An 18,636-nucleotide genomic window follows, 5' to 3' on the forward strand; every position below is an offset into this window, starting at 1 on the left:
TTGGATACTCATGCCTGGACCAGAGGGCCTGGGTTTTTCAGATACTGCGTCTTGATGGCGTGGGCCGCGAACAGCGTGATGGCGCCGATGGTGGCGGTCGGGTTGGCCTGGAAGTTCTGCGGGAAGGCGTTACCGCCCGGCACGAACACGTTGTGCACGTCCCACGATTGCAGGTAACGATTGAGCGCCGAGTCGCGCGGCGAATCGCCCATGATGGCGCCGCCCACGTTGTGGGTCGACACGTACTTGGTGATGTCCCAGTGCGAATCCATGTTCAGGAAACCCTCGGACAGGAAGTCCGGCTTGAGTTCCTTGGAGATGTTCATCACGATGTCGCGCAGGTAGCGTTGCAGCTTCAGTTCGTTCTGGCGCCAGTCGAAGGTCATGCGCAGCAACGGCTGGCCCCATGGGTCCTTGTAGGTCGGATCCAGGTCCAGGTAGTGGCCGCGATAGGACATGCAGGTGGTGGTGATGCTGATCTTCATCGAGCGACCGTACCAGTCCATCATGCCTTCCTTCCAGCCCTGGCCCCAGCTCGGCGTACCCGGCGGCAGCGCGGTGCCGATCGGTGCGCCGGTGGCTTGCGAACTATGGATCTTGGCGCCGCCGATGAAGCCCAGCTTGATGCCGTCGTCGAAGTTGCCGGGCGAGATGTCGTTGAACATTTCACCGGTGGCGCCGGCGGTGGCGAACGGGTTGAAGTTCTTGTCCTTGAAGAACAGCGTGGCGCCGCCATTGGACAGGAACGCATAGTTGCGCCCGATGGTGCCGGTCTCGGTGATCGGATCGTAAGGCTTGCCGATGCCCGACAGCAGCATGAGGCGCACGTTGGCAAACTGGAAGCTCGACAGGATCACGATCTTGGCCGGCTGGAACACTTCCTTCTGGTTCTCGTCGATGTAGGTGACGCCCTTCGCCGTCTTCTTGTCGGCGTGCAGGTCGACCCGGATCACCTGGGCGTTTACCTTGTAGTCGAAGTTGGGCATGCGCTTGACCACATCGAGGATGGTGGTCTGGGGCGACGCCTTCGAGTAGTTGAGGCACGGATACTTGCTGCAGTAACCGCAGTAGTTGCAGGGTGCGATCTGCGCGCCGTAGGGGTTGGTCCAGGCCTGCGACACGTTGGCCGACGGATTGGGGAACGGGTGATAACCCATCTTGCGCGCCACGTCCACGAACATGGTGTTATTGAGCGTGTCGCGCAATGGCGGCAGCGGATAAGGGCTGGAGCGCGGGCCTTCGAACGGGTCGCCGCCCGGCTGGATCTTGCCGTTCAGGTTACCGGTGGTACCGGACAGGCCGCATACCTTGTCGAAGAAGTCGAAGTGCGGTTCGATCTCGTTCCAGGTAAACGGAAAGTCCTTGATCCGCATCTCGGGGTCGAGATTGCTGTGCTTGTAGGCCTGGTCGGCGTAGGTCTTGAGCTTGATATCGGTCGGCGTCGGGCGAATCAACACGCCGGTCCAGTGCAGGCCGGAGCCACCGACCCCGGTGCCGGGCGCGAAGGCGCCCCATTTACGGGTGGGCAGCGCCGCCTGCGCGGTGTTATAGCGCACCGTCAGCGCGGCGTCGCGCGGGGTGGCGAACACCTTGTTGCGGGTGGCGTGGGCATATTGGTCGGCCGGCTTGGGATAAGCGAAGTCCTCGGGCGGACGTTCAGGCCCGCGCTCCAGCGCGCGCACCTTGAGGCCGGCCTGGGCCAGTTCAATGGCCATGATGGACCCGGCCCAGCCGAGTCCGACGATGACGACGTCGACTTCGTCGTTAGTAATATTTGGCATACAGAGGCTAATGAGTTAATTGGCGCTTCTAGCGCATGATGTAAGGGCTTGGTTCCGGGGGCGACACGTTTCAGGCGCGCTTGCCCGACAGGCTCACCGGACCCAGCGGATACTTCACGTTGTGCTGGTCGACCCACTCGGTAAAGGCGCCACGTGCGCCAGGGAAGCCGATCGCCACCCACGCCTTCATGTCCTTGTTGCCGCCGTAGATGGGATCGGCCAGATAACCGTTCTTGGTATCACCCAGCAACTGCCCGAAGAACTGCGACGGCTTCATCGCCGCCTCGCCCAGCGCCGCAAAATCGACCGCATTCTTTTGCAGCGACGTCAGCAGCGCATCCTTGGCTTTGGCGTCGAGCTGTTCGAACGCACGGCCATGCTGCTGCTGGCTGAGCTGCTGGGTCAGCTTGATGCCGATGCGGTACACATCCTGCGGCGCATACGGAATCTGGAAGCCCATGGTGGCCGGCGCACTGGTGTTGTGCGGGCCTTGCTGGTAGATGTCCGAACCCAGGCCATCTTTCAATTGCTGGTCGATGAACACCGGCACATTGGTCTCGAGCGCACCCGGGCCACGGCCATCGGCCGGGATCAGGCGATCGCAGGCAGCCAGGATGAAGGTCCATTCGGCGGCGTTGAAAAATACCGGCTTGTATTGCTGGAGATCGATGCCTTCCAGGCCTTCGGCCTTGGCCTGGTGACTGACCAGGGGAATGGAAACGATGGGAATAGCCGCCGCCGAGGCTGCCAGGACGGCACGGCGCGACGGGCTGAATTTCGCTTTCGACATGAGTGGACGCAGTGAGTGGTTGGATTGAACCCGGCGCAGGCAGACTCTTGCGAGCCCCGCAACCGGATCGGCGCAGACGACGCCATGGCGCGGCCTTATCGCTGAGCGATGACAGGCAGCATCAGGGTGTCGATGATTAACTGATCAGGCGCTGTCGCAGATGCAGCGGCGAACCGTCCCCGCGCGCGCAGCAAATACACGCTCGACGCCAGTGATGACACGGACGTTGACGGCAACGGGAATAACGGTCGGGAATGAATTCGCGGACGAATGTCCGGAAACGGAGATGCTGCGTACGACAGGGGTATGGTGGTTTGCCATTGCCAGAATTTCAGAGTTAATCAACTCGTCTCCGAAAGTCTTGTCCAGCCTTGTGGGCGGGCATTCTTATCTTATATGCGGCCGGTCGCGCGTCGATGTCGAGCGATACCGGAACCGGATGCCTTTGAACTGGCACTGGCGAAATTTTATCATTTTTTTGATATAGGACGTCGTATCACATACTACGTATGGACAATCCGCCACGGTTGCGCTAGAGGCGACGCGCGACTGGCCACTTATAACCACCTCCGTCGTCCTGACGAAAGTCAGGACCCAGCGTCTTCAAGCACTCTCCGGGGCGCAACCAACGCCACTGGGTACCGGCTTTCGCCGGCACGACGGGTTACTTATAACTTTGTTACGCCGAGATATCTCTCCCCCACCCCCTCGTCCTGACAAAAGTCAGGACCCAGCGTCTTCAAACAGTCTCCGAGGCACAACCAACCCCACTGGGTACCGGCCTTCGCCGGCACGACGGGAAACTTATAACTTTGTCACGACAAGATATCTACCTTCAACCCGTCGTCCTGACGAAAGTCAGGACCCAGCGTCTTCAAGCACTCTCCGAGGCACAACCAACGCCACTGGGTACCGGCCTTCGCCGGCACGACGGGTTACTTATAACTTTGTCACGCCGAGATAACTGCCCCTCCCCACAGCGCAACACGCCTGCACCAAAGCCGGCAACGAGCGCCTGCCGGTAGTGCATCCCCACCCTTCCATTCCTGCGCAATGAGGCTTGCACAGGCACTTCCGGCTGGCACACATATTGCTGATATCCAAATTGGATATTTTAAATATCTTACTAATATATTTAGGTAGATGCAGTGCCTGCCTCCCGTTGCCGCCCGGCCTGCGTCACCGTCCGTCATTTCCACACAGGAGCGTCAAATGAACAATCCACGTTGGCAAGGCATCTTCCCCGCCATCACCACCAAGTTCCACGCTGATGAATCGATCGATGCCGAAGGCACGGCGCGTCATATCGACTTCCAGATCCGCAATGGCATCCATGGCCTGGTGACCTGCGGTTCGCTGGGTGAAGCCAGCACCCTCTCGCTGGAAGAAAAACTGACCGTCGCCAAGATTGCCATCGAAGCCGCCGACGGCCGCATCCCGGTGCTGGCCAACGTGTCCGAGACCAGCACCCGCGACGCGCTGCGCTATGTCGATGGCGCCAACAAGCTGGGGGTATCCGGCTTCATGGTGATGCCTTCGGTGATCTATGTGGCCGATGCCCGCGAAGCGATGCAGAACGTGCGCACCATCGGTGCGGCCGCGCAACAGCCGCTGATGGTCTACAACAATCCGGTCGCCTACCGGGTCGATCTCAAGCCCGAACACATGGTCGAACTGGCCGATTGCGAATGGGTGGTGGCGATCAAGGAAAGCACCGACAACATCCGCCGTATCACTGACCTGCGCAATACCGTGGGCGAGCGCTACCAGTTGTTCATGGGCGTCGACGACCTCGCCTACGAAGGCCTGGCACTGGGTTGCGATGGCTTGCTGGCCGGCGTCGGCTGCGCCTTCCCGCGTGAGACCGTGGCGCTGTACGACCTGATGAAGGCCGGCAATTTCGCCGAGGCGCTCAAGCTGTACCAGTGGATGACGCCGATGCTGCACCTGGATGTCTCCACCAAGCTGGTGCAGAACCTCAAGCTGATCGATGTACTGGTAGGCGTGGGTTCGGAACACATGCGCCGTCCGCGCCTGCCGCTGGTGGGCGCCGAGCGCGAATACATCGAACAGGTGGTGGCGCAGGCCCTGGCCACCCGCCCGAGCCAGTACCAATCGGTGCTCTGATGGCGCGCGTGGCCGCCGCCGACAAGTCACGAAACGGATCCACATGACGACTGAACTGATACTCGAGACCAGGGGGTTGACCAAGGAGTTTCGCGGCTTCGTCGCGGTGCGCGACGTCAACCTGCAGGTCAGGCGCGGCACCGTCCACGCCTTGATCGGCCCCAACGGGGCCGGCAAGACCACGGTGTTCAACCTGCTGACCAAGTTCCACATCCCGACCGCCGGCGCGATCCTGTTCAACGGCGCCGATATCACCGCCGAGCGCCCGGCTCAGATCGCCCGGCGCGGTATCGTGCGCTCGTTCCAGATCTCGGCCGTGTTCCCCGAACTGACCGTACTGGAAAACGTCAAGGTGGCGTTGCAACGCGCGGAAGGCGCCGACTACCGCTTCTGGCAGTCGCTGTCGGCCATGCAGCATCTCGATGCGCGCGCCATGGCGCTGCTGGAAGACGTCGGCCTGGCGGTCTATGCCAGCGCCCTGGCGCGCGACCTGCCCTATGGCCGCAAGCGCACGCTGGAGATCGCCACCACCCTGGCGCTGGACCCGGAACTGCTGTTGCTGGACGAACCGACCCAGGGCATGGGCCACGAGGACGTCGACCGCATCAAGGACCTGATCAAGAAGGTCGCCGCCAGCCGCACGGTGCTGATGGTGGAACACAACATGAAAGTGGTGGCCGATATCTCCGACACCATCACCGTGCTGCAGCGGGGCCAGGTCCTGGCCGAGGGCCCTTACGCCCAGGTCGCCGCCGACCCCGCCGTGCGCACCGCCTACATGGGGACCGAAGATGCCTGAACCAACACCAACGACGGCCTCGTCGACGCCGATGCTGAGCGTACGCGGGCTCAACGCCTGGTACGGCGAATCGCATGTCCTGCAAGGCATCGACCTCGACGTCTACCCCGGCCAGTGCATCACCCTGCTGGGCCGCAACGGCGCCGGTCGCACCACCACGCTGCGTTCCATGCTGGGGCTGGTGGGGCGTCGCCAGGGCTCGGTCAGGATCGGTGGGCGCGAGGTGATCGGCATGGCGCCGCATCGTATTGCGCGCCTGGGCGTGGGCTACTGCCCGGAAGAACGCGGCATCTATGCCGCGCTCACCGCCGAAGAAAACCTGATGCTGCTGCCCAAGGTGGCCGAGGGCGGCATGAGCGTCGACGAAATCTACGCCATGTTCCCCAACCTGAAGGAACGTGCCGCCAGTCCCGGCACCCGCTTGTCGGGCGGCGAACAGCAGATGCTGGCGATGGCACGCATCCTGCGTACCGGCGCCAACCTGCTGCTGCTCGATGAAATCACCGAAGGGCTGGCGCCGGTGATCGTGCAAAAGCTTGGCAGCGTCATCAAGGAACTCAAGCAGCGGGGTTACACCCTGGTGCTGGTCGAACAGAACTTCCGCTTCGCGCGGCATCTGGCCGACCGTCATTACGTGATCGAACACGGGCAGGTAGTCGAAGTGATCGAACACGACGAAGTCGATGCAAAACAGGACCGTCTCAACGAATTGCTGGGCATCTGAGTTACCGGGCGGCCCGCCCATCCGATGCGTATTTCCCATGCTGTATCCACACACTATGGAGCTCTTGATGAAACTGAAGAAACTGTATGCGGCCCTGGCCGGTTGCCTGGCGCTGTCGGCGCACGCCCAGGTCAGTGACGATGTCGTGAAGATCGGCGTGCTCAATGACCTCTCGGGCATCTATTCGGATCTGGCCGGACAGGGTTCGGTGACGGCGGCGCGGCTGGCCATCGAAGAGATGGGCGGCAAGGTGCTCGGCAAGCCGGTCGAACTGGTCTTCGCCGATCACCAGAACAAACCCGATGTGGCCGCCAACCTGGCGCGCGCCTGGTTCGACCAGGGCAAGGTCGACATGGTGACCGACTTCCCGACCGCCTCGACCGCGCTGGCCGTGATGGAGATCGCCAAGCAGAAGGGCCGCGTGGTGATGCCCTCGGCCGGCCTGGCCACCGCCATCATCGGCGAGAAGTGCAATGCATTGACCGCACAGTGGACCACCAACACCTACGCGCTGGCCGCCGGCACCGCCCGCGCCCTGGTCAAGGAAGGCAAGAAAAGCTGGTACTTCATCACCGCCGACTACACCTTCGGCCACTCGCTGGAGAAAGACGCCACCGAAGTCATCAAGGCCGATGGCGGCACCGTCGTAGGCAGTTCGCGCCATCCTTTCCCGGGCAACGATTTCTCGTCTTTCCTGCTCAAGGCGCAAGCCTCCAAGGCAGACGTGATCGCGCTGGCCAATGCCGGCAACGACACCGTCAACGCCATCAAACAGGCTAACGAATACGGCATCACCCGCAAGCAGGTAGTGGCGCCGCTGCTGACCTATATCTCGGACGTGCACAGCATCGGCCTGGCCAAGGCGCAGGGCATGTATCTGTCCGAGGCGTTCTACTGGGACCTGGATGAAAAGTCGCGCGCCTGGTCCAAGAAATTCTTCGCGATCCAGAAGCGCATGCCCACTGCCGCCCAGGCCGGTGTGTACTCGGCCACGCTGAGTTACCTCAAGGCGGTCGAGGCCGCAGGCACCGACGAAGCCCGGGCGGTCATGACGCAGCTGCGCAAGATGACGATCAACGACGCCGTGATCCGCAATGGCCGGCTGCGCGAAGACGGCGCGCTGGTGCACGACATGCTGCTGTTGCAGGTCAAGGCCCCGGCCGATTCGAAGTATCCATGGGACTACTACAACGTCAAGGCCGTACTCAAGGGCAGCGATGTGTATCCGCCCATCAGCGCCGCCTGTCAGCCAGGCAAGTAAGCAGACATTAACTAAGCAGGCATTAACTAAGCAGCTTCTGTTTGCAGCATCCATGCGCGCGGGTCGGCCCGCGCGCATGCCCCAACGCGTGAAAAAAACATCATGTTCGATATCTCGATGCAGTCGCTCGCAGCGCAACTCCTGGTCGGCCTGATCAACGGTTGCTTCTACGCCATGCTCAGCATGGGACTGGCCATCATTTTCGGCCTGCTCAACATCATCAACTTTGCCCACGGCGCGCAATTCATGATGGCCGCCTTCCTGGCCTGGATCGGTTTTACCCAGCTGCCGCAATTGCTGGGACAACACGTACAGGTCAATTTCTGGCTGGCGCTGCTGGTGGTGCCGGTGCTGGTCGCCGCGCTCGGCATCCTGCTCGAGAAGACGCTGCTCAAGCGGCTCTACCAGCTCGACCACCTGTACGGCCTGTTGCTGACCTTCGGCGTATCGCTGGTGCTGGAAGGCCTGTTCCGCCATTACTACGGCATCTCCGGCGTCAGTTACGAAGTGCCCGAACTGCTCTCGGGCGGCATCGAATTCGATTTCATGTACCTGCCGTTGTACCGTGCCTTCGTGGTGGTGGCGGCGCTGGTGATCTGCTTCGTCACCTGGTTCCTGTTCGAAAAGACCAAGCTCGGTGCCCTGCTGCGCGCCGGCACCGAAAACCCCAGCCTGCTGCAGGCCTTCGGCGTGAACATCCCGCTGATGATTACGCTGACCTACGGCTTCGGCGTCGGACTGGCCGGACTGGCCGGCGTGATGGCCGCCCCCATCATGCAGATCAATCCGCTGATGGGCGCCAACCTGCTCAATGTGGTCTTTGCGGTGGTGGTCATCGGCGGCCTCGGCTCGATCGCCGGCGCGGTGGCCAGCGGCCTGCTGCTGGGCATCCTCGAAGGCCTGACCAAGCTGCTCTACCCGGAAGCATCCACCGTGGTGGTGTTCGTGATCATGGCGGTGGTCCTGCTGACCCGCCCGGCCGGCCTGTTCGGCAAGGAGAAATAAATGTTCAAGTCGATTCCCATGGCCGTGCGCATCCTCATCGCGCTGACCCTGCCGGCGCTGCTGGTGCCGCTCTTCCCGCAGGTGCTGTACCCGGTGTTCGTCATGAAGGTGCTGTGCTATGGCCTCTTCGCACTGGCCTTCAATGTGCTGATCGGCTTTACCGGCCTGGTCTCGTTCGGCCACGCCGCCTTCTTCGGCTGGGCCGGCTATGTGACCGGCATCCTGATGGTGCGGCTGGGACCGGGCATGCCGGTGGAACTGGCCATTGCCGCAGGCGTGCTGGTCGCCGTGGCGCTGGGCTGGATCATCGGCACGCTGGCGATCCGCCGCACCGGCATCTACTTTGCGATGATCACGCTGGCGCTGTCGCAGATCGCCTACTTCCTGGCCGTGCAGTTGCCTTGGACCGGTGGCGAGGACGGCCTGCAGGGCATTCCGCGCGGTCGCCTGCTGGGCCTGATCGACCTGTCGGTGGATAACCACATGTATTACTTCACGCTGCTGATCTTCGTGCTGGGCTTCCTGGCCACCTACCGCATCGTCCATTCTCCCTTCGGCCAGGTGCTCAAGGCGTTGCGCGACAACGAGCCGCGCGCCACCTCGCTGGGCTACGACACCGACCGCTGCAAGCTCTATGCTTTCCTGCTGTCGGCTGCGCTGGCCGGGCTGGCCGGCTCGACCAAGGCGCTGGTGCTGCAGCTCAATTCGCTCAACGACGTCATGCTCAGCACCTCCACCGAAGTGTTGCTGATGACCTTGCTGGGCGGCCTGGGCACCGGCTGGGGGCCGGTGCTGGGCGCAGCCATCGTGGTCAGCATCCAGGACCACCTGGCCGCGCTGGGCGGAATCGTGACAGTGATCATGGGATTTACCTTTATCATTTGCGTCTCGTTTTTCCGCAAGGGCGTGGTCGGTGAATGGCAGGCATTCCTCGCGCGCCGGCAAGCGGCTTCCCAGAAAGGTGAACATGGCTAGCAAGAAACTTCCGGCCGCGCCCAAACGGCGCGCCGCTGAGCACGCCTACGATGCGATCGAGCGCCTGTTCTCCACGCTGGTGCTGGAGCCGGGATCGCCCATCGTCGAGGCCGACATCGTGGAGCGCACCGGCCTCGGCCGCACCCCCGTGCGCGAGGCGCTGCTGCGCATGGCTTCGCTCGGCCTGATCGTGCAACAGCCGCGCCGTGGCCTGCTGGTGTCGGCCATCGACTTGGCCGACCACCTGGATGTGATCGCCACCCGTCGGGTGCTGGAAAACCTGATCGCTTCCATGGCCGCCCGCCGCGCCACCCGCCAGCAACGCGACCAGATCGTGCATCACGCCCAGCAGATGATCGCCGCCGCCGACGCCCACGACCTCGACGCCTACATGCTGGCTGACCACCAGCTCGACCTGGTCACGCACCTGGCCTGCGGCAACGACTCGGCCGTCAAGTGCGTCCTGCCGCTGGTGGTGCAGTGCCGCCGCTTCTGGTATTCGTACCAGCACGAAGGCGAAATCAAGGAAGGCGCCGCGGCGCATATGGAACTGGCGAAAGGTATCGCCAGCGGCGACGAAAGTGCGGCCGTGGCGGGCGCCACGCGGCTGATGGACTACCTCGAGAAATTTGCGCGGCGGGTGATCGACCGCTAACCGAAAGCGCTGCAGCGCCATCGCATCAATGGCGCCATGGTGGCACCGGCGGCCTAACACAGGCGAAGCTCAGGCGGCGTCGGGGTCGGGATAGTCGGGCCGCAGCATCAGCTCCTGCTGGTACGGCGCGCCGTCGTCGATGAAGCGCTTGGCCCATAGCACGCCATGCGAGCGCAGGCTCTGGAAGTCGGGAAAGGTCGAGCGCCGGTCGCGCCACACTACGGGCTTGCGCCCCGGCTGGCAGACCTCGACTGCGAGATGCCAGCATTCAGTCAGCTCGACGCCCACGATGGTGACCTCACAGGCCGCGTAGGTCATCTTGTACGTCAGTGAGCCCATGGAAGATATTGGATTGAAGAAACGAAGTTACGGAAGTATAGAGCCAATACGCCGTTAATTTCGTTGCCGACCATCATTTATATGGCCGGATTTACGCATTGCTGCAACATCTGTTTGCAGCATTACAAGTCCCCGGTCCCGCCCTGCCCCTGCTTACTTGAACATGCCGTTGCCGCTGGCGGTGGTCGCCGGCACCGGCTGCATCACGTCCCAGTGTTCGACGATGTTGCCGGCGTTATCGAAGCGGAAAATATCCACGATGGCCATGCCGATATCGTTGCTGTCGGTGACCGTATGCACGTGCAACGCCACCAGGTCGCCCTCGGCGATGGCGGCGTGGATGGTGCTGTGACGCTGCGGATAACGAGCGAAGATGGCGGTAAAGGCCGCCACGAAGGCGTCGCGCCCATTGGCCACGCGCGGGTTGTGCTGGATGTAGGCGGGGGCGATATAGCGCTCGGCCGCACTCAGATCATGACGATTGAAGAACTCGCCATAGAACGCCAGCGCGCGCTGCTTGTTGCGCAGCGCGTTGGAGGCGCTGCGGTCGGTCGATGAAGCGGTCTGCTCGACTACCCGCTCAGGCGCGAGGTTGGCGCAGGCGGCGAGGCTCGAGATGATGGCAAGACTGCAAGCAATACGCGAGAAGGACATGGCGGCTTCGATGGGTAAGGTGAGATCGGCATCCTAACAAAATCCGACGCCGATGCAAAAGCCGATCGATTGCGTGGCGCGCGGGCGTGCTATCCCAACAGACAATAGCGATTCGACAAGCAGCGACCTAAGATGCGGGCAACCCATCCCACATCGCTTACCGGATCCGCATGAACAAGAACACCCTTGCCTTGCTCGCCTGCACGTTTGCAGCCAGCGCCGTCCACGCCCAGGACACCAGCGTCACCGTCTACGGCGTCATCGACATGAGCCTGGCCTATACCAGCGCCATGGGCGCCGACAATCGCAGCCGCATGAGTCTCGATTCCGGCGACCAGATGGCCTCGCGCATCGGCTTTCGCGGCAAGGAGGACCTGGGCGGCGGCCTGTCGGCAATCTTCCAGCTGGAAAACGGCTTCGACGCCGACAGCGGCGCCATGGCCACGCCCGGCACCTTATTCGACCGCAAGTCGGTGCTCGGCCTGAACGGCCCGTGGGGCACACTGACGGCAGGCCGCCAGACGGATATGCTGGAAGACATCGGCACCCGCTATACCTCGTTCCAGATCTTCGGCGGCGGTGGCATGCGCGCCGCGCACTTCAATGGCCAGGATCGCATCACCGGCGGGCGCACCAGCAATTCATTGCGTTTCGATAGCCCGGCTTATGGCGGTTTCACCACCAGCCTGTTCTATGGCATGGGCGAAGTCGCCGGCAGCCAGTCGGCCGGACGCGCGCTGGGCATCGGCGGCAACTACGCCAACGGCGGCTTCGGGCTGGGGGCCGCTTACTACCAAAGCGCATTGGCCACCGACACCACTGTGGCGCACGCGGGCGACACCGCGCTGAAAACCTTTACCATCGGCGCCAGTGTCCAGGCGGGACCGGCCAAGCTGTTCGGGGCCTGGTCCCAGACCCGCTTGCCGCTGCAAACAGCCATCGCCACCACTGGCCTGACCAGCCTCACCAACGCCACCCGCGCCAACGTCATCGATCTCGGCGTCGACTATGCACTCGACAGCCGCCTGCATCTGCTGGGCAGCGCGATCCACGACCGCATTGATCTGGCGCGCGCGACCACTGGCGCCACGCGCGGCCACACCACCCAGTTCAACCTGGGGGTGGATTACCTGTTTTCGCGCCGCACCGATGTGTACCTGGTCGCAAGCCGTCAGCAAGCCAGCGAGGTCATCAACCCCGGCATCATCGGCGCGGCCTATTCATCCGCGCCCGGCGACGACCGCAGCCAGACGGTACTGCGCGCAGGCCTGCGACATCGCTTCTGACCCGGCTCACTGGCACCGATACAGCGCACTGAATGCGCGTGTCGCCGCCAGGCCCGCCGGCGTGTGATGACGCCCCGGCGACAGGTCTGCGATCAGCGCATCCAGATCGCCGGCCGGGCATGCGGCCACCGGCGGCACATCGCCATTGCCGCTGGCCGGCGCAATACCGGCCTGGCGTTCGCGCAGGCGCGCTGCCGCACGAAAGCTGCGAACCGGTGGCGCGTCGCTCCAGCCGTGCTCTATCCAATCCTTCAAGAGTTGTTTCTCGACACCGTCGAAGACGCCGAACATCTCGCCGCCGGCGCGTTCGATCAATCGCCAGAAGCGACTTTCATCGGCAGCACGGCCGCGCTCGATCCACCGGCTTTTCTGGAGTTCGGCGAGAAAGTCTGCGGTCGATGCCGGGTCCTGCAGCCACTGGTTCACGGTCTTGCCGCCGAAGCGGCAATAGTCGGAATGCATGTGGCTGCCGTAGCGCGCCTTGCTCGCCAGCATGCGCACCACTTCCTGGTCGAGATCGAATCCTTCGATGATGTCCATCGTGCTCGCACCCAATTCGTTGAGCAGATAGCCATGCCGCAAGCGCCGCATGAAATCCTGCCGGTCCGGGTACTGCGCGGCAGCGTCGACGACTGCCGCTGCGGCTTTGCTGGCATGGCCACTGGCGGCGTTATCGATGGTGACATGCAGCGTGAAATAGTAAGGATCGATGCCGAGCTCGTTGAGCTCATAGGCAGTGATCAACAAGTGCAGCGGCAGCTGTTCATAACCGAGATTGAAACCGATCGCCTCGGGTAACAGTTCGTCGGCATGATGTCCCAGCGCCAGTTGGATCGCCGGCTGGACATAGAATTCATCGGCCTGCGGCAAGTGCATGTCGCCATCATGGCGGGCCAGCAACTGCCGATACATGGCAACGTGATTCATCGCCGGCAGGCCATCGCCCAGTTCTTCCAGATAGGTCAGGATCAGCGGTCTCGCCACAGGATCCTTCCAGCAGCGCAGCGTGCCGTAGAGCCATGCGCCATCGACCAGCTTGGTCGGCGCCACCGTCGCCAGAAAATACAAAGCGTGCGCCTGTGACCCAAAGAAGCGCCTCGGGCCGCCTGCGCTACGCTGCGCCAGATATTGCGCGTATTGCTCGCCCACGCGTTGCGCGCGCCCTTCGATCCAGTCCACCAATTGCGCCGGGTCGGCCGGCAGGTCGCAGTCGAGTCGGGCGGCCAGTTCGATCTGATGCGCCAGGTATTGCTTGCCCACGCGCAAGGCGGCGGCATCGATCCGCGCGCCGCCGAGCATGTCCACCACGTCTCGCGCAGGCGTGGCGGCCCGCTCCTTGCGCTCGGAATAAGCGCGTGATGCAGCCTCGGCTGCGTTCACTTCGTGCATCGTCGAAAGCATAGGTCCTCTGGGAATCGGTCTGGTTGCCACAGCATGACCCGAGCCACTGTTGCCGGCCATCGGCGAAGGTCGACGATGCAAGTCAGCCGAACTCTTCATGCTGCACCGGCGCATTCGGGAGCATGTAAGACAGAATCTGACATCGATGCCTCGATTCCTACTTGCTTACGGGTCATTGGCCGATAGGAACTGCGCCACCCCCTGCCGACAATGGTCACATCGGCAACTTGGCGTGCTGAGCTTCGGGCATAGCCTGGACACCAGCGGGCAAAATACTAACTATGACTCTCTCCCGGCCCATCAAGATCGTCTCGATCATCGTCATTGCGTTGGCGGCACTGGTCGCGGCCGTCATCATCTTCATCATCACCTTCGACTGGAACCGCGCGCGTCCTTACATCAACGACAAGGTGTCGCAGGCCACCGGCCGCAACTTTGCCATTCGCGGCGACCTCAAGGTAGCGTTTGCGCGCGGACTGGAAACCGAACCCGGCTGGCGTCGCTACGTGCCCCGCCCGCGCATCAGCGCCGCCGACGTCCATATGAGCAATCCCGAATGGAGCGGCGTGGGGCCAGACATGGTCAGCGCCGGCCGGGTGGTGGTGGCGCTGCACCCGCTGGCGTTGCTCAGCCGCCGCGCGGTACTGACCGATGTCGAACTGGAAGCCCCCAACGTGGCGCTCGAACGCCGCGCCGACGGCCGCAATTCATGGACCTTCAAGCAGGACGAGAAGGACGACAAGCCCTCGGCCTGGCGCGTTGAAGTGCAGCGCCTGGCCTTCGCCGACGGCCGCCTGCGCTATCTCGACGAAGCCATCGCACTGGACCTGAAGGCCAATGTCGCCTCCATCGCCGGCGAGTCGAGCCTGCAAGCCGCACCCGCCAACAAGGAGGCACTGCCCAAGTTCGGCCTGCGCTTCGAGCTCGGCGGCACGTATCGGAAGGCCCCCATCAAGGGTTCCGGCAAGGCCGGCGCGCTGCTTCAACTTGAAGATGAAAAGACCGTCTACCCGGTCCAGGCCAGTGCCGAACTGGGCAAGAACCGCATCTCGGTGGATGGCACGCTGACCGACCCGCGCTCGCTGTCGGGCATCGATCTGGCGCTGGCGCTGGGTGGCGACAGCATGGCCAGTCTGTATCCGCTGACCGGTGTGCTGTTGCCGGAAACCCCGGCCTACGCCACCCGCGGCCGCCTGCTGGGCAAGAAGAATGGCGACAACTGGGACTGGACCTATCGGGACTTCACCGGCACCGTCGGTGGCAGCGACCTGTCCGGCACCCTCGACTACCTGACCCGCGCGCCGCGCCCGCTGCTGCGCGGCACGTTGACCTCACGCCAGTTGCGTCTGGAAGACCTTGGCCCTACCATCGGCGCCGATAGCAATCAAAGCAAGAAGGCACGCGACCAGGCGCCGGTGCAGCCGGATGGCAAGGCGCTGCCGGTCGAGCAGTTCAATCCCGGGCAATGGGGCGCGCTGGATGCCGACGTCAAGTTCACCGGCAAGAAGCTGGTGCGCACGCACGATATCCCGCTGCAGGACATCGTCGCCGAGATCCACATGAAGGATCGGGTACTGACGCTGACGCCGCTCAATTTCGGCATGGCCGAGGGCAACATCACCTCCAACATCTCACTTGATGGTCGCCAGCGCCAGATCGAGGCGCAGATCAGGATCGCCGCGCGGCACCTGAAGATCAAGGCGCTGTTTCCGAAGGTGCAATCGATGCAGGCCAGCTTCGGCGAGGTCAATGGCGATGCGGCGCTCTCCGGCCATGGCAATTCGGTGGCGGCCATGGTGGGCAGCGCCAACGGCGAGATGAGCGCGGTGGTGACCGAAGGCTCGGTCAGCGAATTCATCCTGGAAGCGGCCGGCCTGAACATCGCCAACGCCATCTTCGTCAAGTTGTTCGGCGACAAACAGGTGCACATGAACTGCCTGGCCAGCGACTTCAAGGTCACCAATGGCCGCGCCGACGTGCGCCGCTTCGTGCTCGACACCGACGACGCGCTGATCGAAGTCAGCGGCAACGTCGACGCAGCGCAGGAGAAACTCGACCTCGACATCCGCCCCCGCACCAAGGGACCGCGCGTGATCTCGCTGCGTACGCCCTTGTATGCCAAGGGCACCTTCGCCGATCCCGATGTCGGCCCCTACAAGGGTCCGCTGGCGCTGAAGGCAGGCGCCGCGATTGCGCTGGCGGCGATCAACCCGCTGGCCGCCGTGCTGCCGCTGGTCAACGTCAGCCGCGCACCGGACGCCAACTGCGGCGCCGCCATTGCCGAATCGGAAAAGACCCGCGCCGCGCCCAAGGCGCCAGCCACCAAGGCCCCGGCCAAGCCGGTGACGGAAGCCGACGTCAAGCGGGCGCAGCAGGCAAAGTGAAGTGCCGGTCATGCCCGGATCAATCCTGCGCGGGCCGGTGCGGGGTTGCCAACCCGGGCCTGCCCCGCACGCCGCCGACCACCCACAGCAACAGCGCCGCCACCGAGATGACGGTCAGCGCAAGGAACGCCGGGCCATACCCGTAGCGGGCGGCGATGGCGCCGGCCAGCGCCGGGCTCAGCGACGCCCCGATGCCCTGGATCGTCATCACCGCCCCCAGACCGATATTGACGTGGCCGCTGCCACGCAGAATGCCAGCGACGAAACCGGGCAGCGCCACGCCCAACAGCCCGGCGCCGACGCCATCGAGAACCTGCACCGGGATCAGTGCCCAGGCCGAATCCCAATGCCCGGCGACCAGTCCGCGCAGCGGCAAGGCCAGCAGCGCCATCGACACCAGCAGGCCATAACCATGGCGCGTGGCGATGCGCCCGGCCAGCAAGGCGACGGGGATCATCACCAGTTGCGCGACGATCACGGTGAGGGCGGTAAACAGACTCGGATCGATTTCTCCGCGTGCCATGGCAGATTGGCCCAGCAAAGGCAGCATGGCGGCGTTGCCCATGTGAAACAGCATCATCGCCACGGCCAGTATCATCAGCGCACGCGATCCGAGCAGGACCTTCCACGCCGACGCCGGACGTCGATGCCCCGCATCCGGTTCGAGTCCGCGCGCCAGGTCGTGATCGATATCGTCGGGGCGAATACGCCACAGGCAGCCCAGCGAAGCCAGCGCCATCAATGCCATCAGCACGAACACCGCTGCCACGCCCCAGTAAAACCCGAGGGCGCCAGCCAATGCTGCCGATACCACGTTACCGCCATGATTCCAGGCTTCGTTAATGCCCAGCTGATGCGCCAGCCGGTCATGGCCGACCATGCCGAGGGTCAGCCCCGCGATGGCAGGACCGATAATGGCGCCGACGATGCCGGTGCCGATCTGGGAGGCCGCCGTCACGCCGAACGAAGTCGAGACGAACAAGGCCATCGAGCCCACCACCACCAGCACCGAAGCCGCCGCCAATACCAGCCGCTTGGATCGGGTGACATCGATCAACGCCCCCACGGGAGTAGTGGCCAGCATGCCGGCGATGCCGCCGATGCTCATCACATAGCCGATATCATCGGCGCGCCATCCCTGCCCCATCAGGAAGATGCCGAGAAAAGGCCCGAGGCCATCCCGCACGTCGGCCAGGAAGAAATTGAGCCGGGCCAGCCAGCTTACCGAAGCAGCGTTGGTCATGCCGGTCACCCTATCGGGCCCTTGAAGATGAAGAAGGCCCCGGCGCAGATGAACGCGAAGCCGATCAGGTGATTGACGGTGAACTGCTCGCCCAGGTAGAGCACGGAAAAGACCGAAAACACCACCAGCGTGATGACCTCCTGCATGGTCTTGAGTTCGGCCGCGTTATAGACCGTATGACCGATGCGATTGGCGGGCACGGCAAAGCAGTATTCGGCCAGGGCGATCAGCCAGCTGACCAGGATGACCTGGTACAAGGGCTTGCTGGTGAATTTCAGGTGTCCATACCAGGCGAAGGTCATGAACACGTTGGAGACAATCAGGAAAACGATGGGAAGGATGCGTGGCGACATGATTTTTTGTTCTCGTCTAAGTGGATGGACCGGCTCGCAGCAGACGCGGCGGGCCTGATCCAGAGACCGGCGGCAGGGGCGCCGGTTCAACGCAGCCGGCCGTAGATCTGCTGCAGCGAACCGAGGCTGGCGCCGACGCTGATGGCTTCCAGCGCGGTGCCGTAGGTATTGGTGGTGCCAAGACCGGTCGCGGCGAAGGGCGTACCGCGCTGCAATGGCGAGCGCAGGCCGTCAGGCGCGAAGCGCACGATGCTGCCGTTGTCGAGGATCACGCCATTGGCTTCCCCGCGCGGCCCCGTCAACACCACATCGACCCGGCCTTCGACCTGGAGTTGACGCAATTGCCCGGTGCGCAGGTGCGGCGGCAACGGCGCGACGCCATCGATGCCGGGCGGCCGGTCGAAGACGATCTGCCCGCTGCCCAGGTTGACCACCGCATCGGCCTTGACGCTGCCGGGCGCTTCCGTAAAGCCGAACACACGCACCGATTGTCCTGGCGCGGCGACGGCGACCAGCGCATCAGACAAATGAGGCGGCAGCTTGACCACCACCCGATCGCTCATCAGCAGGCCGTCGACTTCGCCATAGGGATTGATCAACAGGCGAGTGACGCGTCCTTCGACCACCGGTGCCTGGGACAGCACCGCGGTTTCCAGTGAAGACGGGGGAGATGGCGGCCCGGCCGGTGGCAAGGCCGAGGCGCTCTGCGCCACCAGGCTGCCCAGCAAGACCAGCACGGCGCAGGCGCGGCGGGAGGATGGAAGTTGATTCAAATCGGTCATGACGACTCCTGAATGTGGTTGAGGCAGTTCACATTCAGCAAGCCGCATGCCAGAAAAATAACTCTTTTAAATCAATA

General features: G+C 63.3%; 17 protein-coding genes. 9 read left to right on the forward strand and 8 right to left on the reverse strand.

Going from position 1 to position 18,636, the window contains the following annotated elements; genetic code table 11:
- Nucleotides 1-8: 8 nt before the first annotated feature.
- Both LBW87_RS04370 and LBW87_RS04375 read right to left on the reverse strand, forming a co-directional pair.
- On the reverse strand, nt 9-1,781 hold the full coding sequence (locus LBW87_RS04370; RefSeq protein WP_225200197.1) for a GMC family oxidoreductase: 1,773 nt from the start codon (nt 1,779-1,781) through the stop codon (nt 9-11).
- A 70-nt stretch (nt 1,782-1,851) separates the two neighbouring features.
- Nucleotides 1,852-2,571 carry a gluconate 2-dehydrogenase subunit 3 family protein gene (locus LBW87_RS04375; RefSeq protein ID WP_225200198.1) on the reverse strand — a complete coding sequence of 240 codons (720 nt, stop codon included), beginning with the start codon at nt 2,569-2,571 and terminating at the stop codon, nt 1,852-1,854.
- A 1,212-nt stretch (nt 2,572-3,783) separates the two neighbouring features.
- On the opposite strand from LBW87_RS04375, the gene LBW87_RS04380 reads away from it, so the two are divergent.
- The 7 genes from LBW87_RS04380 to LBW87_RS04410 all read left to right on the forward strand — a co-directional run bounded on the left by LBW87_RS04380 (nt 3,784) and on the right by LBW87_RS04410 (nt 10,117).
- Nucleotides 3,784-4,698, forward strand: coding sequence for a dihydrodipicolinate synthase family protein (locus LBW87_RS04380; RefSeq protein WP_225200199.1), 915 nt, complete (start codon nt 3,784-3,786; stop codon nt 4,696-4,698).
- Nucleotides 4,699-4,741: 43 nt separating this feature from the next.
- Entirely contained in the window at nt 4,742-5,497 is a 756-nt protein-coding gene (locus LBW87_RS04385) for an ABC transporter ATP-binding protein (RefSeq protein ID WP_225200200.1), read from the forward strand.
- Nucleotides 5,490-6,221 carry an ABC transporter ATP-binding protein gene (locus tag LBW87_RS04390; protein ID WP_225200201.1) on the forward strand — a complete coding sequence of 244 codons (732 nt, stop codon included), beginning with the start codon at nt 5,490-5,492 and terminating at the stop codon, nt 6,219-6,221. Before LBW87_RS04385 ends, LBW87_RS04390 begins: the two co-directional genes overlap by 8 nt.
- A gap of 67 nt (nt 6,222-6,288) precedes the next feature.
- The gene (locus tag LBW87_RS04395; protein ID WP_225200202.1) at nt 6,289-7,482 is read left to right on the forward strand and encodes an ABC transporter substrate-binding protein; all 1,194 of its coding nucleotides are present in this window, start codon (nt 6,289-6,291) and stop codon (nt 7,480-7,482) included.
- A gap of 102 nt (nt 7,483-7,584) precedes the next feature.
- Nucleotides 7,585-8,487 (forward strand): branched-chain amino acid ABC transporter permease, encoded by a 903-nt coding sequence (locus LBW87_RS04400; protein WP_225200203.1) that lies wholly within the window; start codon nt 7,585-7,587, stop codon nt 8,485-8,487.
- Nucleotides 8,488-9,462, forward strand: coding sequence for a branched-chain amino acid ABC transporter permease (locus tag LBW87_RS04405; protein WP_225200204.1), 975 nt, complete (start codon nt 8,488-8,490; stop codon nt 9,460-9,462).
- Nucleotides 9,455-10,117, forward strand: coding sequence for a GntR family transcriptional regulator (locus tag LBW87_RS04410; protein ID WP_225200205.1), 663 nt, complete (start codon nt 9,455-9,457; stop codon nt 10,115-10,117). The genes LBW87_RS04405 and LBW87_RS04410 overlap by 8 nt, the downstream gene beginning before the upstream one ends.
- Nucleotides 10,118-10,186: 69 nt before the next feature.
- Here the strand turns inward: LBW87_RS04410 and LBW87_RS04415 are convergent, their stop codons facing one another.
- Both LBW87_RS04415 and LBW87_RS04420 read right to left on the reverse strand, forming a co-directional pair.
- Entirely contained in the window at nt 10,187-10,456 is a 270-nt protein-coding gene (locus tag LBW87_RS04415; protein WP_225200206.1) for a hypothetical protein, read from the reverse strand.
- A 153-nt stretch (nt 10,457-10,609) separates the two neighbouring features.
- On the reverse strand, nt 10,610-11,110 hold the full coding sequence (locus LBW87_RS04420; protein ID WP_225200207.1) for an ester cyclase: 501 nt from the start codon (nt 11,108-11,110) through the stop codon (nt 10,610-10,612).
- A gap of 170 nt (nt 11,111-11,280) precedes the next feature.
- Here LBW87_RS04420 and LBW87_RS04425 point away from each other — a divergent pair, with 170 nt between their 5' ends.
- Entirely contained in the window at nt 11,281-12,396 is a 1,116-nt protein-coding gene (locus LBW87_RS04425) for a porin (protein ID WP_225200208.1), read from the forward strand.
- Nucleotides 12,397-12,402: 6 nt separating this feature from the next.
- Here LBW87_RS04425 and LBW87_RS04430 read toward each other — a convergent pair whose 3' ends face one another.
- Nucleotides 12,403-13,797 carry an iron-containing redox enzyme family protein gene (locus tag LBW87_RS04430; protein WP_225200209.1) on the reverse strand — a complete coding sequence of 465 codons (1,395 nt, stop codon included), beginning with the start codon at nt 13,795-13,797 and terminating at the stop codon, nt 12,403-12,405.
- Between the two features lie 281 nt (nt 13,798-14,078).
- On the opposite strand from LBW87_RS04430, the gene LBW87_RS04435 reads away from it, so the two are divergent.
- Complete coding sequence (locus LBW87_RS04435) at nt 14,079-16,181, forward strand: AsmA family protein (protein ID WP_225200210.1); 2,103 nt, start codon at nt 14,079-14,081, stop codon at nt 16,179-16,181.
- A 19-nt stretch (nt 16,182-16,200) separates the two neighbouring features.
- Here the strand turns inward: LBW87_RS04435 and LBW87_RS04440 are convergent, their stop codons facing one another.
- The 3 genes from LBW87_RS04440 to LBW87_RS04450 all read right to left on the reverse strand — a co-directional run bounded on the left by LBW87_RS04440 (nt 16,201) and on the right by LBW87_RS04450 (nt 18,559).
- Complete coding sequence (locus tag LBW87_RS04440; RefSeq protein WP_225200211.1) at nt 16,201-17,424, reverse strand: MFS transporter; 1,224 nt, start codon at nt 17,422-17,424, stop codon at nt 16,201-16,203.
- A 5-nt stretch (nt 17,425-17,429) separates the two neighbouring features.
- The gene (locus LBW87_RS04445) at nt 17,430-17,777 is read right to left on the reverse strand and encodes a DMT family protein (RefSeq protein WP_225200212.1); all 348 of its coding nucleotides are present in this window, start codon (nt 17,775-17,777) and stop codon (nt 17,430-17,432) included.
- A gap of 86 nt (nt 17,778-17,863) precedes the next feature.
- On the reverse strand, nt 17,864-18,559 hold the full coding sequence (locus LBW87_RS04450; RefSeq protein ID WP_225200213.1) for a hypothetical protein: 696 nt from the start codon (nt 18,557-18,559) through the stop codon (nt 17,864-17,866).
- Nucleotides 18,560-18,636 lie beyond the last annotated feature (77 nt).

The sequence above is a fragment of the Herbaspirillum sp. alder98 genome, assembly GCF_020179755.1.
Lineage (GTDB): Bacteria > Pseudomonadota > Gammaproteobacteria > Burkholderiales > Burkholderiaceae_D > Herbaspirillum.